The sequence below is a fragment of the Streptomyces sp. NBC_00490 genome (assembly GCF_036013645.1).
Lineage (GTDB): Bacteria > Actinomycetota > Actinomycetes > Streptomycetales > Streptomycetaceae > Streptomyces > Streptomyces canus_F.
The window spans coordinates 1,307,999-1,333,116 of sequence record NZ_CP107869.1 but is presented as its reverse complement, the minus strand read 5'-3'; the positions used below and the strand labels follow the sequence as shown (position 1 = coordinate 1,333,116).

The 25,118-nt window shown below is 70.7% G+C and carries 25 protein-coding genes; 11 read left to right on the top strand and 14 right to left on the bottom strand.

What is annotated here, in order from left to right; translation table 11 throughout:
- Window positions 1-73: 73 nt before the first annotated feature.
- Window positions 74-775: a nucleotidyltransferase domain-containing protein gene (locus OG381_RS05970; protein WP_327715051.1), complete on the top strand. Its 702-nt coding sequence runs from the start codon at window positions 74-76 to the stop codon at window positions 773-775.
- On the opposite strand, the gene OG381_RS05965 is transcribed toward OG381_RS05970, so the two are convergent.
- Window positions 748-1,041, bottom strand: a complete 294-nt coding sequence (locus OG381_RS05965) for a hypothetical protein (protein WP_327715050.1) — start codon at window positions 1,039-1,041, stop codon at window positions 748-750. The genes OG381_RS05970 and OG381_RS05965 overlap by 28 nt on opposite strands.
- Before the next feature lie 215 nt (window positions 1,042-1,256).
- Here OG381_RS05965 and metG point away from each other — a divergent pair, with 215 nt between their 5' ends.
- On the top strand, window positions 1,257-2,780 hold the full coding sequence (gene metG, locus OG381_RS05960) for a methionine--tRNA ligase (protein ID WP_327715049.1): 1,524 nt from the start codon (window positions 1,257-1,259) through the stop codon (window positions 2,778-2,780).
- A gap of 1 nt (window position 2,781) precedes the next feature.
- Here metG and OG381_RS05955 read toward each other — a convergent pair whose 3' ends face one another.
- Genes OG381_RS05955 through OG381_RS05935 form a run of 5 tightly spaced genes read right to left on the bottom strand, consistent with a single transcriptional unit; the run spans window position 2,782 to window position 8,142 of the window.
- Window positions 2,782-4,032, bottom strand: a complete 1,251-nt coding sequence (locus OG381_RS05955; RefSeq protein WP_327715048.1) for a glucarate dehydratase family protein — start codon at window positions 4,030-4,032, stop codon at window positions 2,782-2,784.
- Entirely contained in the window at window positions 4,029-4,937 is a 909-nt protein-coding gene (locus OG381_RS05950; RefSeq protein WP_327715047.1) for a 5-dehydro-4-deoxyglucarate dehydratase, read from the bottom strand. Before OG381_RS05950 ends, OG381_RS05955 begins: the two co-directional genes overlap by 4 nt.
- 24 nt (window positions 4,938-4,961) lie before the next feature.
- Window positions 4,962-5,906 carry a carbohydrate ABC transporter permease gene (locus tag OG381_RS05945; protein ID WP_327715046.1) on the bottom strand — a complete coding sequence of 315 codons (945 nt, stop codon included), beginning with the start codon at window positions 5,904-5,906 and terminating at the stop codon, window positions 4,962-4,964.
- A complete protein-coding gene (locus OG381_RS05940) occupies window positions 5,903-6,817 on the bottom strand; it encodes a carbohydrate ABC transporter permease (RefSeq protein WP_327715045.1) in 915 nt (304 codons plus the stop codon). Before OG381_RS05940 ends, OG381_RS05945 begins: the two co-directional genes overlap by 4 nt.
- Complete coding sequence (locus OG381_RS05935; RefSeq protein ID WP_327715044.1) at window positions 6,814-8,142, bottom strand: sugar ABC transporter substrate-binding protein; 1,329 nt, start codon at window positions 8,140-8,142, stop codon at window positions 6,814-6,816. Before OG381_RS05935 ends, OG381_RS05940 begins: the two co-directional genes overlap by 4 nt.
- A 188-nt stretch (window positions 8,143-8,330) precedes the next feature.
- Between OG381_RS05935 and OG381_RS05930 the strand changes: the two genes are divergently transcribed.
- Window positions 8,331-8,852 carry a hypothetical protein gene (locus OG381_RS05930; protein ID WP_327715043.1) on the top strand — a complete coding sequence of 174 codons (522 nt, stop codon included), beginning with the start codon at window positions 8,331-8,333 and terminating at the stop codon, window positions 8,850-8,852.
- Window positions 8,853-8,858: 6 nt separating this feature from the next.
- Here OG381_RS05930 and OG381_RS05925 read toward each other — a convergent pair whose 3' ends face one another.
- The 4 genes from OG381_RS05925 to OG381_RS05910 form a co-directional block, all read right to left on the bottom strand.
- Entirely contained in the window at window positions 8,859-9,524 is a 666-nt protein-coding gene (locus OG381_RS05925) for a formylglycine-generating enzyme family protein (protein WP_327722393.1), read from the bottom strand.
- 18 nt (window positions 9,525-9,542) lie between these two features.
- Window positions 9,543-10,718 carry an alanine--tRNA ligase-related protein gene (locus OG381_RS05920; protein ID WP_327715042.1) on the bottom strand — a complete coding sequence of 392 codons (1,176 nt, stop codon included), beginning with the start codon at window positions 10,716-10,718 and terminating at the stop codon, window positions 9,543-9,545.
- A 217-nt stretch (window positions 10,719-10,935) separates the two neighbouring features.
- Window positions 10,936-11,619, bottom strand: coding sequence for a response regulator transcription factor (locus tag OG381_RS05915; protein WP_327715041.1), 684 nt, complete (start codon window positions 11,617-11,619; stop codon window positions 10,936-10,938).
- Window positions 11,616-12,899, bottom strand: coding sequence for a sensor histidine kinase (locus OG381_RS05910; RefSeq protein ID WP_327715040.1), 1,284 nt, complete (start codon window positions 12,897-12,899; stop codon window positions 11,616-11,618). The genes OG381_RS05915 and OG381_RS05910 overlap by 4 nt, the downstream gene beginning before the upstream one ends.
- 205 nt (window positions 12,900-13,104) lie before the next feature.
- On the opposite strand from OG381_RS05910, the gene OG381_RS05905 reads away from it, so the two are divergent.
- The 4 genes from OG381_RS05905 (at window position 13,105) to OG381_RS05890 (ending at window position 17,422) form a co-directional block, all read left to right on the top strand.
- Window positions 13,105-13,797, top strand: coding sequence for an ABC transporter ATP-binding protein (locus OG381_RS05905; RefSeq protein ID WP_307034938.1), 693 nt, complete (start codon window positions 13,105-13,107; stop codon window positions 13,795-13,797).
- Window positions 13,794-16,151 carry an ABC transporter permease gene (locus tag OG381_RS05900; RefSeq protein ID WP_327715039.1) on the top strand — a complete coding sequence of 786 codons (2,358 nt, stop codon included), beginning with the start codon at window positions 13,794-13,796 and terminating at the stop codon, window positions 16,149-16,151. Before OG381_RS05905 ends, OG381_RS05900 begins: the two co-directional genes overlap by 4 nt.
- A 97-nt stretch (window positions 16,152-16,248) precedes the next feature.
- Window positions 16,249-16,923: a hypothetical protein gene (locus OG381_RS05895; RefSeq protein ID WP_327715038.1), complete on the top strand. Its 675-nt coding sequence runs from the start codon at window positions 16,249-16,251 to the stop codon at window positions 16,921-16,923.
- A 46-nt stretch (window positions 16,924-16,969) separates the two neighbouring features.
- Complete coding sequence (locus tag OG381_RS05890; RefSeq protein WP_327715037.1) at window positions 16,970-17,422, top strand: flavodoxin family protein; 453 nt, start codon at window positions 16,970-16,972, stop codon at window positions 17,420-17,422.
- A 2-nt stretch (window positions 17,423-17,424) separates the two neighbouring features.
- Here the strand turns inward: OG381_RS05890 and OG381_RS05885 are convergent, their stop codons facing one another.
- On the bottom strand, window positions 17,425-17,949 hold the full coding sequence (locus OG381_RS05885; protein WP_327715036.1) for an ATP-binding protein: 525 nt from the start codon (window positions 17,947-17,949) through the stop codon (window positions 17,425-17,427).
- A gap of 77 nt (window positions 17,950-18,026) precedes the next feature.
- On the opposite strand from OG381_RS05885, the gene OG381_RS05880 reads away from it, so the two are divergent.
- Window positions 18,027-18,668 (top strand): class I SAM-dependent methyltransferase, encoded by a 642-nt coding sequence (locus OG381_RS05880; RefSeq protein ID WP_327715035.1) that lies wholly within the window; start codon window positions 18,027-18,029, stop codon window positions 18,666-18,668.
- On the opposite strand, the gene OG381_RS05875 is transcribed toward OG381_RS05880, so the two are convergent.
- Window positions 18,644-19,369 (bottom strand): class I SAM-dependent methyltransferase, encoded by a 726-nt coding sequence (locus OG381_RS05875; protein ID WP_327715034.1) that lies wholly within the window; start codon window positions 19,367-19,369, stop codon window positions 18,644-18,646. The genes OG381_RS05880 and OG381_RS05875 overlap by 25 nt on opposite strands.
- Before the next feature lie 65 nt (window positions 19,370-19,434).
- A complete protein-coding gene (locus tag OG381_RS05870) occupies window positions 19,435-20,361 on the bottom strand; it encodes a GNAT family N-acetyltransferase (protein WP_327715033.1) in 927 nt (308 codons plus the stop codon).
- 167 nt (window positions 20,362-20,528) lie between these two features.
- On the opposite strand from OG381_RS05870, the gene OG381_RS05865 reads away from it, so the two are divergent.
- Both OG381_RS05865 and OG381_RS05860 read left to right on the top strand, forming a co-directional pair.
- On the top strand, window positions 20,529-22,190 hold the full coding sequence (locus OG381_RS05865) for a hypothetical protein (RefSeq protein WP_327715032.1): 1,662 nt from the start codon (window positions 20,529-20,531) through the stop codon (window positions 22,188-22,190).
- A gap of 136 nt (window positions 22,191-22,326) precedes the next feature.
- On the top strand, window positions 22,327-23,985 hold the full coding sequence (locus OG381_RS05860) for a cellulase family glycosylhydrolase (RefSeq protein WP_327715031.1): 1,659 nt from the start codon (window positions 22,327-22,329) through the stop codon (window positions 23,983-23,985).
- A 105-nt stretch (window positions 23,986-24,090) separates the two neighbouring features.
- Here the strand turns inward: OG381_RS05860 and OG381_RS05855 are convergent, their stop codons facing one another.
- Window positions 24,091-24,450: a winged helix-turn-helix transcriptional regulator gene (locus OG381_RS05855; RefSeq protein WP_443061876.1), complete on the bottom strand. Its 360-nt coding sequence runs from the start codon at window positions 24,448-24,450 to the stop codon at window positions 24,091-24,093.
- 68 nt (window positions 24,451-24,518) lie between these two features.
- On the opposite strand from OG381_RS05855, the gene OG381_RS05850 reads away from it, so the two are divergent.
- The gene (locus tag OG381_RS05850) at window positions 24,519-25,100 is read left to right on the top strand and encodes a carboxymuconolactone decarboxylase family protein (protein WP_327715030.1); all 582 of its coding nucleotides are present in this window, start codon (window positions 24,519-24,521) and stop codon (window positions 25,098-25,100) included.
- Window positions 25,101-25,118: the final 18 nt, after the last annotated feature.

Here is a 25,118-nt window from a genome sequence, read left to right as displayed (position 1 = left end):
AAAAACCGAGTGACCGCATCCCCGCAGGTCAGCACAATGGAGCGCCACACCCCCGATCCGAAAGGTGGCCGACGTGACCGTCCCGAACGTCCTGCTGTCCGGCGTCGTCGGCTCCACCGCCTACGGCCTCGCCCACGAGGGCTCCGACGTGGACCGCCTCGGCATGTTCGCCGCACCCACCGAGTCCCTGCACGGCCTCCACGGGCCGAAGGAGTCCCACGTCAGCACGGCCCCGGACCGCACCCTGCACGAGGCCGCGAAGTGGTGCCGGCTCGCTCTGGGCGGCAACCCGACCGCCATGGAACTCGTCTGGCTGCCACCGGAGTTGTACGAGGTGCTCACCCCTCTCGGCGACGAACTGATCGGCCTGCGCACATCGTTCCTGAGCGCCAAGCGCATCCGGGACGCCTATCTCGGCTACGCCACCCAGCAGTTCCGCCGTCTCGAGAACCGGGCCGACCGCTCCTCCTCCGCGGAGACCCGCAAACGCACCTCCAAGCACGCCCGGCACCTCAAGCGGCTGTGCCACCAGGGTCTGGAGCTGTACGCCACCGGCCACCTGACGATCCGTGTCGAGAACCCCGAGGAATACCGGGAGTTCGGCGAACGGGTCGCCGCCGACGCCTCAGTGGCCCGCCCTCTGCTCGCGCACTACGAGACCGCGTTCGACGAGACCCGCACGGTGTTGCCGGACCACCCCGACGAGGCGGCGGTCGAGGCTTGGCTGCACCGCGTCCGCGACCACTTCTACGCCCGGCTCAGCTCGACGGGGTAGAGGTCGGTGCGCGCGACGGCGGCGTCACGCTCGTTGGCCAACGCGGTGCGACGGCCGTCCGTCATGAACCCGTCGTACCCGTCCTGCGTGGCGAACTCGATCAACTGGATCTCGTCGGGGCGGCCTTCGCGTCCGTCGGCCCGGGCCCGCTGCACCACCCGCCCGCCGTGCTCGCCGAGCAGGGACAGCACCTTGTCCTCGTACGCGGCCAGCGCGGCGGCGGCGCCCGGCCGGGCCCAGAGCAACACACACAGTTGAACCGTCATGGCGCCCGACCTTAGCGAACGGGGCTGTCCGTAAATCCGGATGCCCGGTGACGCACCCCGTTGCTACCCTCCGTCCCATGATCACGCCTACGCCTCAGCACCGCATGATGCCCCCGCACAGGGGCTGCTGAGCGCGCACGCGCACCGAAACCGAGGCCCCGGGAACGGGGCCTTCACGCTGTGCGGATCAGGTCCCGTTGCCGGTAGGAGGACCGATGACCGGACCACGGCACTACATCACCACGACCATTCCGTACGTCAACGCCCGACCGCACCTCGGCTTCGCCCTGGAGCTCGTGCAGGCGGACACGCTGGCCCGGCACCACCGGCAGCGCGGCGGGCAGGTGCGGCTGCTGAGCGGGACGGACGACAACTCCCTGAAGAACGTCCTCGCCGCGGAGGCCGAGGGCGTCGACGTACGGGAGTTCGTCGACCGCAACGCCGACGCGTTCGCCGCGCTGCGCGACCCGCTGGCGCTGTCGCTGGACGACTTCATCCGCACCAGCAGCGACCCCCGCCACCGCACCGGCGTGGAGCGCCTGTGGCGCCGCTGCGCGGAGGCGGGCGATCTGTACCGCAAGCAGTACGAGGGGCTGTACTGCGTCGGCTGCGAGCAGTTCTACACGCCCGACGAACTCGTCGACGGCAACTGCGCCGAGCACGGCATCGCACCCCAGCTCGTCGCGGAGGAGAACTGGTTCTTCCGGCTGTCCCGGTACGCCGACCGCCTCCACGCACTGATCACCGACGGCACCCTGCGCATCGAGCCGGCCGCCCGCCGCAACGAGGTCCTCGCGCTCATCGCCGGCGGCCTGCACGACTTCTCCGTCTCCCGCTCCCACACCCGCGCCCGCGGCTGGGGCATCCCCGTCCCCGGCGACCCCGAACAGGTCGTCTACGTGTGGTGGGACGCCCTGGGCAACTACGTCACCAGCCTCGGCTACGGCACCGACGACCCCGCCTACGAGCGGTGGTGGGCGGCCGGGGAGCGCCGTGTCCACCTCGTCGGCAAGGGCGTCGTCCGGTTCCACGCCGTGTACTGGCCGGCCATGCTGCTGTCGGCGGGTCTGCCGTTGCCCACCGACATCCTCGTCCACGACTATCTGACGGTCGGCGGACGGAAGATCAGCAAGTCGGGAAACGGGACGGCCGTCGACCCCGTCTCCCTCGCCGCCGACTACGGCACGGACGCCGTCCGCTGGTGGCTGCTGCGCGACGTCCCCCGGGTCGGGGACGCCGACTTCACCACCGAGCGGCTGACCGCCCGCGCCGACGCCGACTTCGCCGGTGGCCTCGGCAACCTGGTCCACCGGATCGTGACGATGGTCCACCGCTACCGCGGCGGGTCCGTGCCCCCGCCGGGGACGGACCGGTTCCCCGTGGCGACGCTGCTGGACGTATGCCGCGAGGCACCCGGCCGCATCGACGCCGCGCTGGCCGACTTCGACTTCCGCCGGGCCGCCGACGCCGTCTGGGACATCGTGGAGGAGGCCAACCGCTGCATCGACGCGACCCGCCCCTGGGAACTGGCCAGAGCGGAACGGAACGGCAACACCGACGCCGCCGAACGCCTCGACGCGGTCCTCGCCGCACTGGTCACGGCATGCCGCGCCCTGGCCGACGAGCTACGGCCCTTCATCCCCGGCGCGGCGGAGCACGTCGGACGCCGGGTGACCCCCGTCGACGGCACCCTCCCGGAGACGGAACCACTCTTCGCCCGCCTCCAGGAGCAGCACTGAATCACCAGCGGGGCAGCCTCAACTCGTAGGAGGGGTCGAAGCGTTGCATGTAACCGGTGTCGTCGCGGGAGCGCACGCCGGAGTCCACGTACAGATGGTGGAGCCGGTCGAGGGCGTCATGGTCCAGCTCGACGCCCAGGCCGGGGCCGGTGGGGACCTCGACATGGCCGTCGCGCAGTTCCAGGACCCCGGGGACGATCACGTCGTCGGCGAAGTTCCACGGGTAGTGGGTGTCGCAGGAGTGGTCGAGATTCGGGATGGCCGCGGCGACATGGGTCATGGCGGCCAGGCTGATGCCGAGGTGGGAGTTGGAGTGCATGGACAGCGCGAGTCCGAACGCCTCGCAGACGGCCGCCAGTTCGCGGGTGCGGCGCAGCCCGCCCCAGTAGTGGTGGTCGGTGAGGAGCACCTGGATCGCGTTCCGCTCGATCGCGGGCTTCAGGTGCTCCCAGGCGATCACGCACATGTTGGTCGCCAGGGGGAGAGGGGAGTCCGCGGCCACCGCGGCCATGCCCTCGATCCCCCTCGTCGGGTCCTCCAAGTACTCCAGTACGCCGTCCAGTTCACGGGCGACGTACCGAGAGGTCTCCACCGTCCAGGCCGTGTTGGGGTCCAGGCGCAGCGGCTGGCCGGGGAAGGCCTCGGCCAGCGCCCTGATCGCGGCGATCTCCTCGTCGGGAGGGAAGACACCGCCCTTGAGCTTGAACGAACGGAAGCCGTACCGCTCCTGCATCAGCCGGGCCTGTTCCACGATCCCGGCCGGGTCCAGGGCCTCGCCCCAGTCGTCGCCGATCGCCGCCCGTCCGTCGAGGGCGGGATGTTCGGCCCACTTGTAGAAGAGGTACGCCGCGAAGGGCACCGTGTCCCGGACCTTCCCGCCCAGCAGGTCGCTGACCGGACGGCCGAGCAGCTTGCCCTGCGCGTCGAGACAGGCGACCTCCACGGCCGAGCTGGTCCAGCCGCGTTCGTGGGAGCTGGGGACGGTGGGCAGGAGATCGGCGTCGATCGCCGCGGAGACGGCGGTCGTGTCGAAGACGTCCATGCCGGGGACCACCTTCGCGGCCGCCTCCAGGCGCGCCAGCCGGGCCGTTCCGCCGGGGGACTCACCCAGGCCCACCGTGCCGTCCTCCAGGACGAGTTGGAGGATGATCCGCAGGGCGAGGGGCTCGTGGACGCCGTTGGAGTTGAGCAGCGGCGGGTCACGGAAGGCGATCGGGGTGACGATCAGTTCCCTTATCCTGGTGGGGTTCATGCGCCGACCACCTCCAGGCCGTGGTCGATGAGTTTCGCGAGGCGGGCCACGTGTTCCGGGGTGGCGTCCAGCAGGGGAGCCCGCACGCCGCCCACGTCCAGGCCGCGCAGCGTCACGCCCGCCTTGACCAGGGAGACGGCGTATCCGGGTACCTCGTCGCGAAGTGCGACGAGCGGGCCGTAGAACTCGTCGAGGAGCGTCGACAGCAGCGCCTCGTCGCCCTCGCCGAGCGCCCGGTGGAAGGCCAGGGCGATCTCGGGGGCGAAGGCGAACACCGCCGAGGAGTACAGGCCGACGCCGATGCCCTGGTAGGCGGGCGCGGTCATCTCGGCCGTGGGCAGGCCGTTGAAGAACTGGAAGTCCCGCCCGTCCGGCAGGGCGCGCACCGCGCGGACGATGCGGTGCATCCGCTCGATGTCGCCGAGACCGTCCTTGAGGCCGGTGACCTTGGGCAGCGCGGCGATCTCGGCGGCCGTCGTCTCCGTCAGACGGGCCGTACCGCGCTGGTAGAAGATCACCGGGAGGTCGGTGACGGCGGTGACCTCCTCGACGTACCGCACCAGGCCCCGCTGCGGTGCCGTCACCAGGTAGGGCGGCAGCAGCAGGATGCCGTCGGCGCCGGCCCGTGCCACGCGGACGGCGTGGTCGCGGGCGACCGGTGTCGGGCCGCCCGCCGCGGCCAGGACGGGCACGCGGCCCGCGGTCGTCTCGACCGCGACCCGCGTCGCCCGCTCCAGCTCATCGGCGGTCAGCGCGTGGAACTCACCGGTGCCGCAGGCGACGAACACGCCGCCCGCGCCCGCCGTGACCCCGGCCTCGATGTGCCGCGCGAGCCGTTCCTGGTCCAGCGAGCCGTCCGTGGCGAACGGCGTGACCGGGAAGAACAGCACTCCTTGGAACTTCATGTCTCCCTCGTAACTACGGTGTGCTCAGCCCTTGGTGGCACCGGCGGCGATGCCGGTGACCAGCGAGCGCTGGAGGAGCAGATAGACGATCAGGCTGGGGATGAGGGCGATGACCGCACCGGCCAGCACCACCCCGGAGCCGACCTCGGGGTCGGTGCGCAGGATGGACAGGGCGACGGTCACCGTGTAGTCGGTGGGGTCCTTGGAGGCGATCAGGGGCAGCAGGTACTGGTCCCAGATCATGATGAAGCCGAGCACGCCGGCCACGCCGAGCGCGGGCTTGCACAGCGGCAGGACGATCTGCCAGAGCATGCGCAGCTCGCCGACGCCGTCGAGGCGGGCCGCCTCCTCGATCTCGGTGGGGATGTCCTTCATGAACTCGGTCAGCATCATCACCGAGAAACCCCAGGCACCCAGCGGCAGGATGACGCCCCACACTGTGCCCTTGAGGTCCAGGTGGACCACCGGTACATCGCCGAGGACCAGCGACAGCGGGATCGCGATGACCTCCTCGGGGAGCATCAGCGTCATCATGAACAGCAGCATGATCAGCGCCTGGCCGCGGAACCGGTGCCGGGCCAGCGCGTATGCGGCGAGCGTGCACACCGTGAGCTGGAGCAGCAGTCCGCCGCCCGCGATGACGAGGGAGTTGCCGAGGTAGTCCCAGATGCCGCGCTCGCCCGCCACCTCGAAGTTGAGTAGCGTGCCGTGGTGCGGCAGGAACGACAGCGAGGAGCCGCTGGGGTTGGTGCTGAAGGCGCCCGAGAAGATGGTCAGGAACGGGGCGGCGAAGACGGCCAGGGCTATCGCGCAGAGCAGGATCCGCAGGGTCCAGGCCAGTCCCGGTTTGTCGTTCCAGCCGAGTGCGGTGTCGAAGCGGGCGGGCGTGGTGCGCTGGGGCTTGGCGGATCTCCGGGACGGTGACTTCGCGGCGACCGGACGGACGGGCTCGATGACGGGGGTGCTCATCGCACGTCTCCCCTCTTGCGGAAGTGGTTGACCGTGACGGTGAGCAGCAGCGTCACGCAGAGCAGCACGACCGAGGCCGCGGAGGCGCCGCCGATGTCGTTGCGGGTGAAGCCGAGGGTGTAGGCGCGGGTCATCCAGACCTCGGTGGATCCGGCGGGGCCGCCGCCGGTGAGGACGTAGACCTCGGTGAACACGCGCAGTCCGCGGATCGCGGCGAGTGTGAGGACGATGCTCAGGGCGGGACGGATCGCGGGCAGGGTGACGTGGCGCAGCCGCTGCCACAGTGAGACGCCGTCCATCGCCGCGGCCTCGTACAGCGTGCGGTCCACCCCGGCGAGGCCGGCGAGGATGATCACCATGTTGTACGGGGCCCAGATCCAGATGCCCATGACCATCGTCGAGTACAGGGCGAGGTTCGGGTCGTCGAGGTACTGCACGGGCCCGAGACCGAGCAGGTGCAGACCGCTGTTGAGGAGTCCGTCGGAGGTCGGGTAGTACATCAGCCGCCACAGCTCACCGACGACCGCGGTCGCGGTGACGGCGGGGAGGAAGACCGCGGTACGGATGAACTTCAGTGAGCGGGCCTGGCCTTCGAGGAGCAGGGCGAGGACGATGCCGAGGAGGATCGCGCCGAGCGACTGGCCGATGCCGAGGACCAGGGTGTGCCCGATGGCGTCCTGGAAGCGGTGGTCGCTCAGGACGCGGGTGTAGTTGTCGAGGCCGGTCCACTTGTCGCCGAGGAAGGGGCGTACGTCGTGGAAGCTGAGCCAGACGCCCTTGGCCATGGGCCAGAACTTGAAGACGAGGGCGAGCAGCAGACCCGGCGCCAGGAACAGCCACGGGACGACGGACTTCCTGCTGATCGCGCCGAGGACTCTGCGCGCCGCGGGGGCGGGGACGGTGGCGGTCATTTCAACAGGTCCTGATCCTTGAGGTCGCCGGCGAGGGTCTCGTTGAGCTCCCTCAGCTGGGAGCGCACATCACTGCCGCAGTAGGTGAAGATGGCGTTGAGGCTGTCGGCGGTGTCCTGCTTGATCGGGGCGAAGTCGGGTGCGTTGGGGAACTGCTGCGAGGCGTCCTCGTACGCCTTCTGCACCACGCTCCAGCGGGGGTCGTCGCGCACCTGTGCCGCGTCCAGCGTGGAGTTGACGGGGATACGGACGACGGGCTGGTTCTTGCCGGTCATGGCGAGCCGCTGGCCCTGCGGCGAGATCAGGAACGCGGCCAGCGCCTGTTCCTGCTTCGTCTTGCCGGTCTTGGCGCCGAAGTAGATGTTCTCGCCGTCGGCCAGCACGTCGTCGCCGGCCGGGCCCGCGGGGGCCGGGACCACCTCGTACTTGTCCTTGCCGAGGGTCGTGTCGAAGGTGGCGATGTTGTAGGGGCCGGTGAGGTACATCCCGGCGTTGCCGTCCTGGAAGTTGGTGGCGGTGCCGGTGACCGCGGTGACGGCGCCGGGCTGGATGACAGCGTTGTCACCGCAGAAGAGGTTGTCCTTCATCCAGGTCACGGTGTTGACGGCGGCCGTCGAGTCCATGGTCGGGGTGTAGGTGCCCTTGCCGTCCGCCTCGATGATCCGGGCGCCGCCCTGCCAGAGGAAGCTGGCGCCCCACCAGGCGGCGTAGCCGTTCTGGGCGCTGCCGGGGACGACCATGCCGTAGGTGTCGGCCTTGCCGTCGCCGTCCGGGTCGCGGGTGGCGAACGCCTTGGCGACGGTCAGCAGTTGCTGCCAGGTCGTGGGCGCCTTCAGGCCGAGCTTCTTGAGCCAGTCCGTGCGGATCATCAGGGTCTGGGCCTGGCGGGAGTACGGGATGCCGTAGTGCTTTCCGTCGATGCCGACGGTGGAGGACCAGGTCTTGTCGGTGATCTGGTCGCCGCCCGCGATGGAGGCGGGCGTGAGGGGCTTGAGCAGGCCCTGGCTCTGGTAACTGCCCATCAGCGCCGTGTCGTTGATCATGACGTCCGGCAGGTCCTTGGTGGACGCGCGGCTCTGCAGCTGCTGGTCGAAGTTGATGACCGGCTGGTAGTCGATCTTTATGCCGGTCTTCTTGGTGAAGGCGGCGAAGACCCGCTCGTAGGTGGCGGCGGGGTCCGGGTTGCTGCGGGTCCACACCTCGAGCGTGTTCGGGTCTGCGCCGCCGGCGCTGTCGGAACCGGAGCCGCAGGCGGCCGTTCCGAACGCCAGCGCCGTGACGGTGAGCACGGCGGCCAGGCGGCGACTTCGTCGGCGATCGCCCATGAGCTTTCTCCGTTCATATCCGTGAACCGGCTTCACGAATCTAAATGATCGCCCAAGCTAAGAATCGTTACCGGGGTATGTCAAGACATGGATCGGAGATTTCACCGAGGTCACAACTTCCCCCACGGACCCCCTCCACGGGCTACCGTTTCCGCACTCGCCCCAGCAGCGGTTCGGACGGTTCCCCAGTGCACGCAGCTCTCTCCCCGGTCATCGCGGCCACCTCCCAGTGGCTGACCTGCGCCTACGCCGCCCCCGGCGGTGCCCTGGCCTCGGCCCTGTGCGAGGTGCAGGCCCGGCAGGCCGTCACGGTCGCGGCATGGCTGCGCTACCCCACGGCGATGGATGCCGCACTCGTCGAGATGGCGGGCCCGGGCGGCGCCGCGCGACTCGACCGGATCACCGGCGCGGACCGCTACGACGGCGACGACGAGGCCTGGCGCACCTGGGTGGACGAGGTCGTCGCGAGCTGGGCCGCCTGTCTGCTGACCGACCCGGAACTGGCCCGCCTCGCCGTGGCCGCGGTGGGGGAGGGCGACCACACGGCCGGGACGCCGTTCGAGTTCCGCCGCCTGCTCGCCCCGGACGAGCACGACCGGCGGGCGGCGGCCCTGCTGCGCCACCCCGACCTGGTCGCGCCCGTGGCCGAACTGCACCACGCCCGGCTCCTGGAGCAGCTGGGGTCGCCGGACCAGGCACTCATCGCCTGAGAACGCTCAGGACACCGGGCCCCGGCACCGACCCGACCTGGCCACGCGGAACCCCACGTCGTCCACCCGGAACGTGGGATGACTGCGGCGCCGAACGGAGGCCCGGCAGCTCCAGTGCTCGTCGAACCAGCCCCCGCCGCGCAGTACCCGGTAACTGCCGTAGACCTCGGCGTCGTACACGTCCCAGCACCACTCCCACACATTGCCGAGGGTGTCGTGCAGCCCCCACCCGTTGGGTCGCCTGCCGCCCACCTCGTGGATCCGCTCCCCCGAGTTGCCGCGGTACCACGCGATGTCGTCCAGGGGGCCGTAGCGCGGGCCGGCCGTCCCGGCGCGGCACGCGTGCTCCCACTCCGCCTCGGTCGGCAGCCGGTAGCCGTCGGCCGAGGCGTGCCAGTCGACGTGATCACCGCCCGAGGACAGACGGTAGGCGGGCTCGAGCCCCTCACGCTCGGACAGGGCGTTGCAGAAACCGACCGCGTCCCACCACGAGACGCCCTCGACCGGCAGCCGCTCCCCGTCGGCCGCGGCGGGACGCAGACCGGTGACCCGCTCGTACAGCGCCTGGGTGACGGGGTGCGCCGCGAGTTCGCAGGACGCGACCTCGACCGCCCAACTGCGCTGCGTCCTGCGGTCCGACAGCGTGACCCGCCCGGCCGGGACGGTGATCATGTCCATGGACGGGGGAGTCTAGCGGCGCGGCCCCCGCAGCCCGACGACGAGATCGCGGGGCAGGCCGTGGGTGTCATGGAGGTAGTGGTAGTCCTCGTCGCTCAACTGCCCTTGGTACTGCGGGCGGGAGAGGACCCGCCGGCCTTGTTGGAGAAGCCTGCCGAAGCGGTGCTCCTCGTCCAGGAGCACCTCGAGGACCGGGGAGGAGCCGCCGGGCAGCCGGAAGTGGTCCAGGGTGTGCTCGACGAGTTCCGGCGGCAGGTCGGACAGGGTGCGGGTGGGGTCGTGCTGCCAGAGGGTGGTGAGGACACGGCGGACCAGGCGCCGCAGAACGTAGCCACGGCCGGTGTTGGACGGCCGTACTCCGTCGCCGATGACGACGATGCCGGACCGCAGATGGTCGCAGACCAGCCGCAGTGACGGCGTCCCGTCCAGGTCCCACAGGGGTGGAAGCAGTCGCGTCCAGGGCTCGAACAGGTCGGTGTCGTAGACCGAGTCGTGCCCCTGGAGGACGGTCACGAGGCGTTCCAGACCCATGCCCGTGTCGATGGAGGGCCGCGACAGTGGGGAGAGGCCGCCGTTCTCGTGGCGGCGGTAGCGCATGCTGACGTGGTTCCAGACCTCGACCCAGCGCGGGTCGGTGGTGGGGGTGCCCTCCGGTGGGGTGTCACCGGTCCAGACGAAGATCTCCGAGTCGGGGCCGCACGGGCCTACGGGGCCGTTGGACCACCAGTTGTCCTCGCGGGTCCGTTCCACTGGCATTCCCAACTCCCGCCAGGTGCGCAGGGATTCGGTGTCGGGTCCGACCTGGTCGTCCCCGCCGAAGATCGTGACGTACAACTGCCCGTCAGGGATGCCGAATCCGTCGTGCAGCAGCTCGTATCCCCAGCGCAGGCTCTGTGAATGGCCGTAGTCGCCGAGCGACCAGGAGCCCAGCATCTCGAAGACCGTCAGATGCGTGGAGTCGCCGATCTCGTCGAGGTCGGTGGTGCGCAGACAGCGCTGGACGTTGACCAGGCGCCGGCCGTGAGGGTGCGGGCGGCCTTCCAGGTACGGGGTGAGGGGGTGCATGCCGGACGTGGTGAACAGCACCGGGTCCGAGGGCGGCGGCAGCAGGGTGGTGCCGGTGATGAGGTGGTGTCCGCGCTCGACGTAGAAGTCCGTGAAGGTGCGCAGGATCCGGTCCGTGTTCATGGCGGTGTTCCTTCGGGTCGGGGGACCGGAAAGAGCCGCGGGGACAGAGAAGGAAAGGGCGCACTGCACCGGCGGTCCGTTTCCGGCCGCCGGGGGAGGTGTGAGGTCAGGCGTCGGCAGCCGGGGAGCTGGTCGCTCGCGCGGCTGCGGTGTGGGTGTGCTCGATGACCTCCATGGATCCACGGTAACCGGCGGTGCCGGGGACGTCCCGCGGTTTTCAGTCCGTTCCGCCCGGGGTGATCAGCCCGGTCTCGTAGGCCAGGACGACCGCCTGGACGCGGTCGCGCAGATCCAGCTTCGACAGGATGCGGCCGACGTGGGTCTTGACCGTGGTCGGGCTGAGGAAGAGCCGGTCGGCGAGCTCGGCGTTGCTCAGCCCTGTCGCCAGCAGCCGGAGCACCTCCGTCTCGCGCGGTGTCAGGTCGGAGAGGTCGCGGTGCGGGCCGGGAGCCGGGCGGGCCTCCTCGCGGTGCGCGAAGCGCTCGATGAGCCGGCGGGTGATCGCCGGCGCGAGCAGGGCGTCCCCGGACTGCACCAGGCGTACGGAGGCCACCAGATGCTCCGGGGTGACGTCCTTGAGCAGGAAGCCGCTGGCGCCGGCGGTGAGCGCGGCGTACACGTAGTGGTCGAGGTCGTACGTGGTGAGGATGATGACCCGGGGGCCGTCCGCGCCCTCCTCCGAGAGGATGCGGCGCGTGGCCTCGATCCCGTCCATGCCCGGCATCCGGATGTCCATGAGGACCACGTCCGGCCGGGTACGGCGGACCGCGTCGACCGCCGCCGCCCCGTCGGCGGCCTCGGCGGTCACCTCGATGCCGTCCGCGGCGAGGATCATCCCGAAGCCGGTCCGTACGAGGGCCTGGTCGTCGGCGATCACGGCGCGCAGCTCCGGCCCGCTCATGCCGTCCGCCACGGGAGGAGGGCCTTGACGCGGTAGCCGCCGGCGAGGGTCGGACCTGCGGTCAACTCGCCGCCGTAGACCGCGAGTCGCTCGCGCAGCCCGATCAGCCCGCGGCCGTTCCCCTCCGTCCGCGGAGCGTCACGGACGGCTCCGGTGTCGATGACCTCGATCTGGAGGACCTCCTCGGCGTAGCCGAGCACGACCGAGGCTTCCGCGCCCGGCGCGTGTTTGATCGTGTTCGTCAGCGCCTCCTGCACGACGCGGTACGCCGTCAGATCGATCCCGGGCGGCAGCGGATCCGGCGGGAGCGAGACCGCGACGCCCACCGGAGTCCCGGCGCCGCGCACCCGCACGATCAGCGCGTCGAGCTGCGCGAGACCGGGCTGGGGTTCCAGGGCGTCGGGCTGATCCGCGTCCGGGGCGGCCAACAGGCCCATCACATGGCGCAGTTCGGCCATCGCGGCCCGGCCGCCCGCCTCGACCGCCAGCAGCGCTTCCTTCGACCGCTGCGGCGCCACGTCCATCACCTTGCGCGCCGCCCCCGCCTGAATGACCATCACGCTCACATTGTGGGTCACGACGTCGTGCAACTCGGCGGCTATACGGGCCCGTTCCTCCTCCACGGCCCGGTGCGTCGCCTCCTCCTGGTCCCGCTGGAACTGGGCGAGCCGCTCGCGGTCGGCCGACAGACGCCGCCGCCAGTAGCGGACGAGACCGGCCGTCACCCCTGCGATGAGCAGGACCACCGCGGGGCTCGACCACCCCGGCAGGATGGGCTCCGTCTCCCGGAAGGCGAAGCCGGCCAGCACCGCCGCGAAGACCATCGCCGCCGTCGCCACCGTCCGGTGCCGGCTGTGCATGACGGCGCTGTACGCGGCGATGACACAGGTCAGCACGTTGATCCAGGAGGCGTCGTCACCGATGGCCAGCACCGCGGTCATCAGCACCGCGAACGCGGCGAGCGGGAACCTGCGCCGGACGGCGAGAGGCAGCGCCGACAGGACGATCAGCGGCCAGGGCGTGGCGTACTCCTCTTCCGGCATGAACCGCGGTCCCGGCGGCTCGGGAGGAACGGGCGCGTCCGGGGCCCCGTACCGCACGTTCCCCAGGCTGGCGGGCCCGTCGCCGGGATAGCGCGCCGCCACCAGCAGCGCGACCGCGGTCAGCAGCACCGCAAGGACGACGTCGGCACTGACCGCACGCCGCGACAGCGGGGTACGCCTCGGCTCCGGCCGCACGGCGGCACGCACCTGACGCAGCCAACGGTTCACGGTCTCCATCGGCACATTGTGGCGCCCGTGCCGCCGCGGACGCGTCCGCCTGTGAGGCCGACGAACCGTCCTCCTGGCGTACATCGCAGGGATGACCCCGCGATCGGGTCCTCCGCGGGAAGGGCCCCATGTCGGTGCCCCGGGCGACGCGGCGCACGAGCCCGCGCCCCTACCTTCGCTGAGCCGGAACCCCTTCGACGCGAGGACCGACTCCATGACTCATGTGATCGAACTGACGGGCGTGGCAAAGCGCTACGACAGTGCCGGCGCACCCGCGCTCGGACCGATCGACCTCGGTGTCGCCCAGGGCGAGGCCCTCGCCGTCACCGGCCCCTCCGGCAGCGGCAAGTCCACCCTGCTGAACCTCGTCGCGGGCCTCGACAAGCCCACCACCGGCACCGTGACCGTGGCCGGACAGCGGGTCGACCGGATGGGCGAGCACGCGCTGGCCCGGTTCCGACGCGAACAGATCGGCATGGTCTTCCAGTTCTTCAACCTGCTCGACGACCTCACCGTCGCCGACAACATCCAGCTGCCCGCCCAGCTGACCGGCACCTCCCGGCGCAAGGCGGCCACCCGGGCCGGGGAACTCATGGAGGTGCTGGGCATCCAGAAGCACGCCCGCGCCTACCCCGGCCGGCTCTCCGGCGGCGAGCGCCAACGGGTCGCGGTGGCCCGGGCGTTGGTCAACCGGCCGGCGCTGCTGCTCGCCGACGAGCCGACCGGCGCTCTGGACAGCGCCTCGGGCGCGGACGTCCGGGAGCTGCTGGTCGACCTGCACCGCGGCGGGCAGACCATCGTGCTCGTCACCCACGACCCGGCCCTCGCCGAGGCGTGCGCGAGCCGCACGATCCACCTGGTCGACGGACACCTCGCCCTCGACACCCGGACGGAGGCCGTGCGATGAGCGCCCTCGGCCGGGTCGTACGGTCCGGGGTCGGGCGGCGCCGGGTGCAGACCGTGGTGATCGCCCTGGCCACGATGATGGCCGTGGCCTCGGCGGTGGTCGCCGGCTCGCTCATGGTCGCCACCAACGCCCCCTTCGACCGCGCCTTCTCCCGGCAGAACGGGGCCCATCTCACCGCGGAGTTCGACCCGGCCAAGGTGAGTACGGCCCAGCTGACGGCCACGCGCACGCTGGACGGCGTCACCGGGACCGCGGGGCCCTACCCGTCCACGACGATCCACGGGGTGGACGACGAGGGGCGGCAGACACCGGCGATGACACTGGTCGGCCGGTCCGACCCGGACAGCGACGTGGAGCGACTGGATCTCAAGGAGGGCCGGTGGCCGACGAAGACCGGTGAGATCGCGCTCTCGGAGTCCTTCGAGGGCCCCGCCTTCAAGCTGGGCTCCACCCTCAAGGCCTCGGACGCCGACAACAGCCCGACGCTCACCATCGTCGGATTCGCCCTGTCCGTCGGCAAGACCGCCGACGCTTGGGCGACCCCCGCCCAGGTGCGGGCACTCGGGTCGAAGGACACCCCGGTCACGAGCCAGATGCTCTACCGCTTCGACTCCGCCGGCACCACGAGCCAGATCGCCGCCGACCGGAAGCGGCTCGCGGCCGCCGTGCCGTCCGGTGCGCTCCTCGGCAGCCAGTCCTACCTGGACACCAAGCGGGCCGCCGACCAGAACGCCGCCCCGACGATCCCGTTCCTCATCGCCTTCGGCGTGCTCGGCATCGTCATGTCGGTGATCATCGTCGGCAGCGTCATCAGCGGCGCGGTCGGGACCAGCCTGCGCAGGATCGGCATCCTCAAGGCCATCGGCTTCACCCCGCGCGAAGTCGTCCGCGCCTACATCGCCCAGGCGCTCCTCCCGGCCGGCGCCGGTATCGCGTTGGGTGTCGTCCTCGGCAACCTCATGGCCCTGCCGCTCCTGGAGGACACCGAGACGGTCTACGGCACGGTCTCGCTGACGGTCGCCTGGTGGGTGGACGTCCTGGTGGCGGCCGTCGCCCTGCTCGTCGTCGGGGTCGCGGCGCTGGTCCCCGCGCTGCGGGCCGGGCGGCTGCGGACCGCGGAGGCGATCGCCGTCGGCCGGGCCCCCCGGACGGGACGCGGCCAGTGGGCGCACCGGGCGGCGGGCCGGCTGCCGCTGCCCCGCGCGGTGACCTACGGTCTGGCGAGCCCCTTCGCCCACCCGGTCCGTACCCTCGCGATGCTCCTCGCCGTGGCCTTCGGCACGGTCGCGGCGACCTTCGCGCTGGGGCTGACCTCGTCGCTGAACGAGGTGGCGGCGGCCGGGGACCCCGAGAGCCGCAACGACGTGAGCGTCTTCGCGGGCGGTCCCACCATCGGCAAGGGCCAACACGTCCCCGCACCGAACACCCCCACCCGCGAGCCGGCCGATCCGGCGAAGGTGAGCGCCGCCATCAAGGCACAGCCGGGCACCGCCCTCTACTACGGCGTGGCCCAGCAGGAGGCCACCGTGCCCGGAGTCTCCGGCACCGTCCGGGTCACCCTCTACGACGGTGACTCGAGCTCCGGCAGCTACGCGATGATCTCCGGCCACTGGATCACCGGCCCCGGCCAGGTCATCGTCTCCTCCCACTTCCTGGAGACCACCGGCACCGAGATCGGCGACACCGTGCGGGTGACCGCCGGCGAGGACACGGCCACCCTGCGGATCGTGGGCGAGGCCTTCGACACCTCCGACGACACGCTGGAGATCCACGCGGACATCGCCGACTTCCCGGCCGTCGAGCCCACCGAGTTCCGGGTCGACGTGAAGGACGGCGTCTCCCCGACCGAGTACGCCGAGGCACTCGCCGCGGCAGTGGAGCCGCTGGGCGCCGACGCCTTCGCCAACTCCCTCTCCGAGCAGGACAACCTCCTCATCGTCCTGAACGCGATGGCCGCGCTCCTCACCCTGATGCTCGTCTCCGTGGCCGGACTCGGGGTCCTCAACTCCGTGGTCCTCGACACCCGGGAGCGCGTCCATGACCTGGGGGTGTGCAAGGCGCTGGGGATGACGCCGCGGCAGACCGTGAGCCTCGTGCTCGCCTCGGTGGCCGGGATCGGCCTCTTCGGCGGACTCGTCGGGGTGCCGGCCGGCTTCGCCCTGCACGGCTTCGTGCTGCCGGAGATGGCGGAGGCCGCGGGCACCGGGCTGCCGCCGTCGGTCCTGGAGGTGTACGACGCTCTCGAACTGGTCCTGCTGGGTCTGGCCGGGGTCGGCATCGCCGTGCTGGGCGCGCTGCTCCCGGCGGGCTGGGCGGCCAAGGCCCGCACGGCGACGGCGTTGCGCACGGAGTAGCCGATCGCGTCATCGGCACATTTTCATTACGAGAATTCCACATAAGTGCCCCCGTGGATGATCATTGAGCACTCAACAGCACATCCCTGGGGGGACCATGAGCCACGAAAACACTCCGCCGCCCGCGCCCGGCTATCTGCCGCCGCCGCAGCCGCCTCAGCGCCCGGACAGGACCACCACGGTCCTGGTCGCCGCCGCGGCCGCGGTGGTGGCCGCTGTCCTCGCCGCCGTCGTCACCGCCAGAGTCGGCGGCGACGGCGAGGCCGAGGCGGCACCGACCGTCACCGTCACCAAGACGGTCCCCGCCGACGCCGGTGACACGGTGGCGGACACCGGGTCCGACCAGGCCACCGAGGAACCGGCCGCGGAGGAAGCGGGCGGGGACTCCTACGGGTTCGGCGACACGATCGTCTACGACAACGACGTGGAGGTCAGCCTCTCCAAGTTCTCCCGCGCGGTCTCCAGCGACTACGCGGCGCCCGAGAACACCCCGTACGCCAAGTTCACGATCAAGGTCGTCAACCGGTCCGACAAGAAGGTCGACGCGAGCATGATGACGGTCAACTGCGCCTACGGCGACGAAGGCAAGGAGGGCGAGGCCATCTACGACGACGGACTCGACGGACTGCCCGACACCAGCATCCTCGCCGGCCGGTCCCTCTCCGTGCCGTGGGGATGCGAACTCCCCAAGGGTGAGAGCTTCCTCCAGATCGAGGTGGCACCCGACTACGAGTCGGAGACCTCCATCTTCACCGGCGAGGTGAAGAAGTAGCCGCAGCGTTTGCGTGCGGCGCAGGGCCGACGGCAGGGTTCGGGGTGTGGCTACTTTGCTGATCGTGCATCACACCCCCTCGCCCAACTGCCAGGCGATGCTGGAAGCCGTCGTGTCCGGCGCCACGGCGCCGGAGATCGAGAACGTCCGGGTCGTCCGGCGGGCCGCCCTGGCGGCCACCGCCTCCGACGTCCTGGACGCCGACGGCTATCTGCTGGGCACCCCGGCGAACCTCGGCTACATGTCCGGTGCCCTCAAGCACTTCTTCGACCAGGTCTACTACCCGTGCCTGGACGAGACGCGCGGCCGGCCCTTCGGCTACTACGTGCACGGCGGAAGCGACGTCACCGGAGCGGTGCGGGGCATCGAGACGATCACCACCGGCCTCGGCTGGCGCCGCGCGACGGACGCGGTGACGGTCACCGCGGAGCCCGGCAAGTCCGACACCGAGGCCTGCTGGGAACTGGGCGCGACCCTGGCCGCCGGGCTCATGGTCTGACCTCAGCCCTTGACCGCCTCCGCGATCCGCAGGGCGGCCTCGGCGGGCGTGATGTGCGTGGTGTCGACGACCTCGGCCTCGGCATGCAGCCAGGTGCGAGCCGCCTCGGCGTAGGGCTCGAGGTGGCGGAGCCGGAACGGGGAATCGGGGCCGAGAACGGTGTCGCCCGCGATGCGGCCGCGGAGGGTGTCCTGGTCGGCGTGGAGGACGAAGTGCCGTACCGGGATGGCGTGTCGGTCGAGGCCCGCGCTGATCTCGCGCCAGTACCGCTCGACCAGGACGGTCATGGGGATCACCAGAGTGCCGCCGGTGTAGTCGAGGATGTGGCGGGCGGTCTCGACGACGAGCGGCCGCCACGGCGGCCAGTGCTGGAAGTTGTCCGTCGCGGGCAGCCCCGGCGTGATGTCCATGAGTGTCTCGCCGACCTTCTCGGCGTCGAACACCCGTGAATCAGGGATCAGTTGCTGCACCAGTGGACTGGTCGTCGTCTTGCCCGCACCGTGGGTGCCGTTGAGCCATACGATCATGGGGCCCCACGCTAGCCCCGCACGGGACGAGGGCGGGACCGGTCGCCCACGGACCCCGCAATGGCATGCTGGACCGCATGGTTGATCACGCACACCACGACTCGGTACGCCGCAGTTACGACACCGTGGCGGAGGAGTACGCGACCCGCCTCCACGCGGAACTCGACCACAAGCCCCTGGACAAGGCGTTGCTCGCCGCCCTCCTGGAACAGACGGAACCGGGCACCACCATCGGTGACCTGGGCTGCGGTCCCGGACACGTGGCGGCCCGGCTCGCCGAGAAGGGCGAGCACACGGTCGGGATCGACCTGTCCCCGGGCATGCTCGCGGCGGGCGCGCGCCGCTTCCCGCAGGTGGAGTTCCGCGAGGGCGACCTGCTGGAACTGCCCGCGAAAGAGGCTGAGTTCGGTGCGGTGGTCGCTTTTTACACGATCATCCACCTCGACCCCGATGAACTCCACCGCGCCTTCAAGGAGATGGCACGCGTCCTGCGTCCCTCGGGCCTCGCCCTCCTCTCCTTCCACATCGGCGAGGAGGTCCGGCACCTGGACGAGTGGTGGGGGCACAAGGTGGACGTCGACTTCCGCTTCCTCGACCCGACCCGGGTCGCAGAGCAGCTGGAGACGGCCGGCTTCGCCGTGGAGATGAGCCTGCAACGCACGCACTACGCCCACGAGGTGGAGACCCGCCGCGCCTACGTCCTGGCCCGCCGCTCCTGACACGTCACGACGGGCTGGTAGTACCCGGTGGCCTCCGGCGCGTGCCAGACGACGTCGGCGAAGCCCGCCTCGGCCAGGAGGCGGGTCAACTGCGGTCGGGACAGCGCCCAGTAGGTGGTCCGGCGCCGTCGGACCGTCCAGTCGGCCCCGACCGGGATGAGCTGGAAGTGCTCCAGGTCGTAGCGCTCGCCGTCCTCGTGCCAGTGCCACAGCTGAAACGTGATCACCCGGCCGTCGGGGGTCCGGCTGACCTGGGGCGGTGTCGACAGGGGTCTGGTCCGGCGGATCCCGTCGTAGTCCCGGAGGGTGAGCAGCAGCAGTCCGCCGTCGCGCAGCACCCGCCGCATACTGCCGAGTGCCGCTGCGACGTCCGGCGCGGAGAGCAGATGCGGGAGCGAGTTGTCGGCGCAGACGACGACGTCGAAGACGCCGGACGCGAACGGCAGCCGGCGCATGTCCCCGGCGGCCGTCGCGAGCCCGACGCCCCGCGCGGCCGCCTCGGTCCCGGCGCGCGCGGCGGCACGCGGACTCAGATCGCTGCCGACGACCCGGTGCCCGGATCGGGCCAGCCCGATCGCCTGGGTCCCGATCCCGCAGGAACAGTCCAGGACGCGCCGCGGCCCCGCTCCCAGCCGGCCCTCGACGAGCGCGTCGAGCACCGCCGCCTGGCGCGCCATGCTCGCATCCCAGTCCGGGAACATCAGGTGGTAGTCGGCGGCCAGGTCGTCGTAGAAGGCCCTGGGCGAGGAACCGTTTCCCGCGCTGCTCAGCTCAGCACCGCTTCCCAGGTGTCGACGGCGAAGTGAAGTGTCATTCCGTTACGCCCGTACAGCTCGGGGGCGCCGGTGGCGTTGGCCGTGTCGACGCCCAGCCCCACGGTGTCCCGCCCCCGCCCGGCGAACGCGGCGAAGGCCTGCCGCAGCAGCAGTGCGCCCAGACCCCGGCCGCGGGCCTCGCCCAGCACTCCGATACTGCGGATCCACCCCATCGCCTCCCGGTCGTCCCGGGAGATCAGGAACCCGGCGTCCCCCGACTCCTCGGTGCTGACGAGCCACACCAGCGACCAGTCGAGGACTCCGGCGTCGACATCGTGCAGCCACTGCTCGTACGTGCGCGGCTGAAAGTCGAAGTGCTCGGCGAAAGCGGCCTGGTAGAGCCGATGGACCCGCTCACGGTCGGCGTCCGTCGCGCACGGGCGTATCCGTACCCCCGCGGGCGGTTCGGGGGCGAGGTCGCGCGCCGGGTCCAGGGGGCGTCGCAGCACGTGATAGCGGCGTACGACCTGCCAGCCCCGCGCCTTGATCAGCGCTGTGTCGAGCGTGGGCTCCGTGTTGAGATGCAGATGGACCACCGCCTTCGCCGCGCCGTTGGCCCGGGCCTTGTCGAGGGCCCGGATCTGCATCGGGTCCAGGAGCAGTTCGCCGGCCGCCTGGTGATCGGGAAGGACGTAGTGGTCGATGTCGACGCGTTCGTCCCCGGAGTCGTCCCACAGCAGTCCGTACGCCACCAGCAGGTCCCCGTCGAAGGCCAGCCAGGAGTCGCGCTCCAGGTCGATGTCGGGCCGCTTCAGATCCGCCTCGACGGCGTGCAGGTCGGTCTCGCGCCGGCCGATCTCGATCTCGTCGACGGTGTTGAGCAGTTCGGTGATCGCGGGGGCGTCGGCGAGCCGGGCCGGGCGCAGGACGTAGGACATGAGGGCCAGAGTGCTGGGGGCCGGGGGAGCGTGCAACGGGATTTCCCGCGGCGGGTGCCGGACGCGCTTCGTCCGGTTGCTCATTCGTCCCCGTTCTCCGGTGTGTCGGGTACAAAACACCCGGTAACGTCACCGTCCTCAGATCGGCTCGTGTTCGGGGGTACCGCATGGACTACTACGACCTCGGCACGCACGGCCGTACCGTGACGACCTCGTCCCCCGAGGCCCAGCTGTGGTTCGACCGCGGCCTCGTGTGGACGTACGCCTTCCACCACGAGGAAGCCGTCGCCTGCTTCGAGTCCGCCGTCCGGGCCGACCCCGACTGTGCCATGGCGTACTGGGGCATCGCGTACGCGCTCGGGCCCAACTACAACAAGCCGTGGGAGTTCTTCGACGGGGAAGACCTCGTACGGACCGTCGAGCGCACCCACGCCGCGGTGGAGCTGGCGCACGAGAAGGCGCAGGCCGGTGCCACGCCCGTCGAGCGGGCCCTGATCGGCGCGCTGCGCGCCCGCTACCCGCAGGCGAAGGCCGTCGAGGACTGCTCGGTGTGGAACACGCCGTACGCCGACGCCATGCGCGCCGTCCACGAACTCGCCCCCGACGACCTGGACATCGCCACCCTGTACGCCGACGCCCTGATGAACCTGACCCCCTGGCAGCTGTGGAACATCCGAACCGGTGAACCGGCGGAAGGCTCCCGCACCCTGGAGGCCAAGGCGGTGCTCGACCGCGGGCTCGCGACGGACGCCGGCGCACGCCATCCGGGTGTGCTGCACCTGTACATCCACCTGATGGAGATGTCCCCGACGCCCGAGGCCGCGCTGCCCGTCGCCGACCGGCTGCGCGGGCTGGTCCCCGACGCCGGTCATCTCCAGCACATGCCCACGCACATCGACGTGCTGTGCGGCGACTACCGGCGGGTCGTGTCGGACAACAGCGCCGCGATCGTCGCCGACGAGAAGTTCCACGCCCGCGCCGGAGCCATGAACTTCTACACCCTGTACCGGTCGCACAACTACCACTTCAAGATCTACGGCGCGATGTTCCTCGGCCGGTCCCGGACCGCCCTGGACACCGCCGCCCAGCTGGAGGCCTCCGTCCCGGAGGAGCTGCTGCGGGTACAGAGCCCGCCCATGGCCGACTGGCTGGAGGGCTTCCTCGCCATGCGGGTGCATGTGCTGATCCGCTTCGGACGCTGGGCCGACATCCTCCAACTGCCCCTGCCCGCTGACCCGGAGCTCTACAGCGTGACGACCGCGATGCTGCACTACGCCCGTGGCGTCGCCCTGTCCGCCACCGGCCGGATCCCCGAGGCCGAGGCCGAGCGCGTCCTGTTCCACGAGGCGGTGCCCCGGGTTCAGGAGACGCGCATGCTGTTCAACAACACCTGCGCCGACATCCTCGCCATCGCCTCCGCGATGCTCGACGGCGAACTCGCCTACCGCAAGGGCGACTTCGACGCCGCGTTCGCCGCGCTGGAGCGCTCCGTCGACCTCGACGACAACCTGCCCTACGACGAGCCGTGGGGGTGGATGCAGCCCACCCGGCACGCCTACGGCGCCCTGCTTTTGGAACAGGGGCGTGTCGCGGAGGCCGAGGCGGTCTACCGCGCCGACCTCGGGCTCGACGACACCCTGCCGCGCGCGGTGCAGCACCCGGGCAACGTGTGGGCCCTGCACGGGTTCCACGAGTGCCTCGTGCGGCTCGGCAAGCAGGGTGAGGCGCGGATCGTGGCACAGCAACTGAAGATCGCCGTCGCGCTGGCGGACGTACCGATCGAGGCGTCGTGCTTCTGCCGTCTCGACGCTGGTTGCTGTTCCCGGTAGTGATCGACAGGCGAAGCCCACTACAACTATGTATGCGCTTTCTATTGACGTGTACTTGGCATAGTGGCTACATGGGAGCGCTCCCATACCCCTCTCCCATGCCTGAGTTTCTTGGCGCTCACTCCCTGGAGTCGCAGTGAGAAGAACAAGAAGCACGACCAGAAAGAGCCTCCTGGCCCGCCTGGTGACCGTCCTCCTCGGACTCGTCGTCGTAGGCGCCCTGTGTCCCGCCGTCGCCCTGGCCCAGGCCGAACCGCCGGGCACCCAGGCCACCGGCCTGCACATCAGCAACGGCAGGCTGCTCGAAGGCAACGGCAACGACTTCGTGATGCGCGGCGTCAACCACGCCCACACCTGGTACCCGAACGAGACGCAGTCGCTGGCCGACGTGAAGGCGCTCGGCGCCAACACCGTCCGCGTCGTCCTCGCCGACGGCCACCGCTGGACCGCGAACAGCGCCGCGGACGTTGCCAACGTTGTCACCCAGTGCAAGGCCAACAAGCTCATCTGCGTCCTGGAGGTGCACGACACCACCGGATACGGCGAGGAGGCCGCGGCCGGCACCCTCGACCAGGCGGCCGACTACTGGATCGGCCTCAAGAACGTGCTCGCGGGTCAAGAGAACTACATCATCATCAACATCGGCAACGAGCCCTGGGGCAACACCGACCCCGCCGGCTGGACCGCCCCCACCACCGCCGCGATCAAGAAGCTGCGCGCCGCCGGCTTCGAGCACACGATCATGGTGGACGCGCCCAACTGGGGCCAGGACTGGCAGGGCGTCATGCGCGCCAACGCCCAGTCCGTGTACGCCGCCGACACCACCGGCAACCTGATCTTCTCGATCCACATGTACAGCGTCTTCGACACGGCGGCGGAGATCACCGACTACCTCAACGCCTTCGTCACCGCCAAACTCCCCCTCGTCATCGGTGAGTTCGGCGGTCCCGCCGACCAGTGGGGCGACCCGGACGAGGACACCATGCTGGCCACCGCCGAACAGCTCGACCTCGGTTATCTCGCCTGGTCCTGGAGCGGCAACACCGACCCGATCCTCGACCTGTCGATCGGCTTCGACCCCACGCAGCTGAGTGCCTGGGGACAGCGCATCTTCAACGGCGTCAACGGCATCGCGCAGACGTCGAAGGAAGCCACGATCTACGGCGGCGGCAACCCGGGCGACACCCAGGCGCCGACGACCCCCGGCACCCCCACCGCCTCCGCGGTCACCGCCACCTCCGCGACCCTGTCCTGGACCGCCTCGACCGACAACGTGGGCGTCGCCGGATACGACGTCGTGCGGGTGAGCGGCGGCACGGAGACGAAGGTCGCCGCCTCCACCACCAACTCCGCCACGGTCTCGGGCCTCACGGCCAAGACGGCGTACACCTTCGCCGTCTACGCCCGTGACGCGGCCGGCAACCGCTCGTCCCGTTCGGCCACCGTGAACGTGACGACCGCCGACACTCCTGCCGGAAACTGCTCCGTCGGCTACCGCGTCGTCGGGGAGTGGCAGGGCGGTTTCCAGGGCGAGATCACCATCCGCAACACCGGGACGACCGCCGTCAACGGCTGGACCCTCGGCTTCTCCTTCGCCAACGGCCAGACCGTCTCCAACATGTGGGGAGGCACACCCACTCAGACCGGTGCCGCGGTGAGCGTCACCCCCGCCTCCTACACCTCCACCATCCCCGCCGCCGGCTCGGTCACCGTCGGCTTCATCGGCACCAAGGGCGCGACCAACACGGCCCCGACCGCGTTCACCCTCAGCGGGAGCGCCTGCACGACCACCTGACCGGACACCTGAAACGACCGGCGGGGGCGCCGCCCTCGCCGGTCGACGTGTGCGATGACGTGGCACCGGACCGGTGACCGTGGAAGCCGACTGCGACCGTCGCGCTCACCCCGCCGCCTCGCCCCCCGTCTCTGCGGCCCAGCGCGCACTCCACGCGTTCAGCGGACTCAGCGCCTCGACGAGATCCTCGCCGAGCGGGGTGAGGCGGTACGAGTCGTCGCGCAGGTCGAGGAGGCGGGCCCCGGTCAGTTCGCCGAGGCGGGTGCTGAGGACGCTGGAGGACATGCGCTCGCACCGCCGTTGCAGCTCGCGGAAGCCCGCGGGGCTCTGGTGCAGCTCCCAGAGGATGCGCAGTGCCCAGCGTCGGCCGAGCAGATCCAGTGCCGCCATGACGGGCCGGCCCGAGGTGGACCCGCGTACCGGCACACCTGGCCGCGGCGTCCTGGACTCCGCGTCTGACTCCATGACCGCTCCTTGTGCTTCGGTTTTGAAAGCAGCATACTGATTCGAAAATCGAAGCAGGAGGGTGTCGTATGCCGCGCATAGAACCGCTCCACCCGCCCTACTCCGCCGCCGTCGACCAGTCACTGCGCCGCTGGATGCCCCCGGACGTACCGCACGAGCCGCTCACCCTGTTCCGTGTCCTGCACCGCAACCCGGAACTGACCTCCCGGATGTTCGTCCTGGGCTCCGGACTCCTCGGTCACGGACTGCTGCCCGCGACGGACCGCGAGATCGTCATCGCCCGCGTCACCGCACGCGCGGGCTGCGCCTACGAATGGGGCGTGCACGCCGCCTCCCTGGCCCGGCAGGCGGGACTCACCGAGGAGCAGATCCGGGCGACGACGGAGGCCGACCCCACCGCGACGACCTCCTGGCTGCCCCGCCACACCGCGCTCCTCGCCGCCGTCGACGAACTGCACGACACCGCCCGCCTCTCGCAGCCCGCCTGGGACGCCCTGCGCGTCCACTACGAGGACGACCAGCTCCTGGAGTTCCTCGTGCTGACCGGCTGGTACCGCACGATCAGTCACCTGGCCAACGGACTCCAACTGGAGGAGGAAGCCTGGGGCACCCCGTTCCCGGCCGCGCCGTCCAGTGGGCCCGTCGACTAGGTGATCCGCCGGGTGGAG

Bases quoted from the DNA above. Each gene is read 5' to 3' on its own strand.
- OG381_RS05965 (WP_327715050.1), bottom strand. From the start codon at position 1,041: ATGACGGTTCAACTGTGTGTGTTGCTCTGGGCCCGGCCGGGCGCCGCC.
- metG (WP_327715049.1), top strand. From the start codon at position 1,257: ATGACCGGACCACGGCACTACATCACCACGACCATTCCGTACGTCAAC.
- OG381_RS05955 (WP_327715048.1), bottom strand. From the start codon at position 4,032: ATGAACCCCACCAGGATAAGGGAACTGATCGTCACCCCGATCGCCTTC.
- OG381_RS05950 (WP_327715047.1), bottom strand. From the start codon at position 4,937: ATGAAGTTCCAAGGAGTGCTGTTCTTCCCGGTCACGCCGTTCGCCACG.
- OG381_RS05945 (WP_327715046.1), bottom strand. From the start codon at position 5,906: ATGAGCACCCCCGTCATCGAGCCCGTCCGTCCGGTCGCCGCGAAGTCA.
- OG381_RS05940 (WP_327715045.1), bottom strand. From the start codon at position 6,817: ATGACCGCCACCGTCCCCGCCCCCGCGGCGCGCAGAGTCCTCGGCGCG.
- OG381_RS05935 (WP_327715044.1), bottom strand. From the start codon at position 8,142: ATGGGCGATCGCCGACGAAGTCGCCGCCTGGCCGCCGTGCTCACCGTC.
- OG381_RS05925 (WP_327722393.1), bottom strand. From the start codon at position 9,524: ATGATCACCGTCCCGGCCGGGCGGGTCACGCTGTCGGACCGCAGGACG.
- OG381_RS05920 (WP_327715042.1), bottom strand. From the start codon at position 10,718: ATGAACACGGACCGGATCCTGCGCACCTTCACGGACTTCTACGTCGAG.
- OG381_RS05915 (WP_327715041.1), bottom strand. From the start codon at position 11,619: ATGAGCGGGCCGGAGCTGCGCGCCGTGATCGCCGACGACCAGGCCCTC.
- OG381_RS05910 (WP_327715040.1), bottom strand. From the start codon at position 12,899: ATGGAGACCGTGAACCGTTGGCTGCGTCAGGTGCGTGCCGCCGTGCGG.
- OG381_RS05905 (WP_307034938.1), top strand. From the start codon at position 13,105: ATGACTCATGTGATCGAACTGACGGGCGTGGCAAAGCGCTACGACAGT.
- OG381_RS05900 (WP_327715039.1), top strand. From the start codon at position 13,794: ATGAGCGCCCTCGGCCGGGTCGTACGGTCCGGGGTCGGGCGGCGCCGG.
- OG381_RS05895 (WP_327715038.1), top strand. From the start codon at position 16,249: ATGAGCCACGAAAACACTCCGCCGCCCGCGCCCGGCTATCTGCCGCCG.
- OG381_RS05885 (WP_327715036.1), bottom strand. From the start codon at position 17,949: ATGATCGTATGGCTCAACGGCACCCACGGTGCGGGCAAGACGACGACC.
- OG381_RS05880 (WP_327715035.1), top strand. From the start codon at position 18,027: ATGGTTGATCACGCACACCACGACTCGGTACGCCGCAGTTACGACACC.
- OG381_RS05875 (WP_327715034.1), bottom strand. From the start codon at position 19,369: ATGTTCCCGGACTGGGATGCGAGCATGGCGCGCCAGGCGGCGGTGCTC.
- OG381_RS05870 (WP_327715033.1), bottom strand. From the start codon at position 20,361: ATGTCCTACGTCCTGCGCCCGGCCCGGCTCGCCGACGCCCCCGCGATC.
- OG381_RS05865 (WP_327715032.1), top strand. From the start codon at position 20,529: ATGGACTACTACGACCTCGGCACGCACGGCCGTACCGTGACGACCTCG.
- OG381_RS05855 (WP_443061876.1), bottom strand. From the start codon at position 24,450: ATGGAGTCAGACGCGGAGTCCAGGACGCCGCGGCCAGGTGTGCCGGTA.
- OG381_RS05850 (WP_327715030.1), top strand. From the start codon at position 24,519: ATGCCGCGCATAGAACCGCTCCACCCGCCCTACTCCGCCGCCGTCGAC.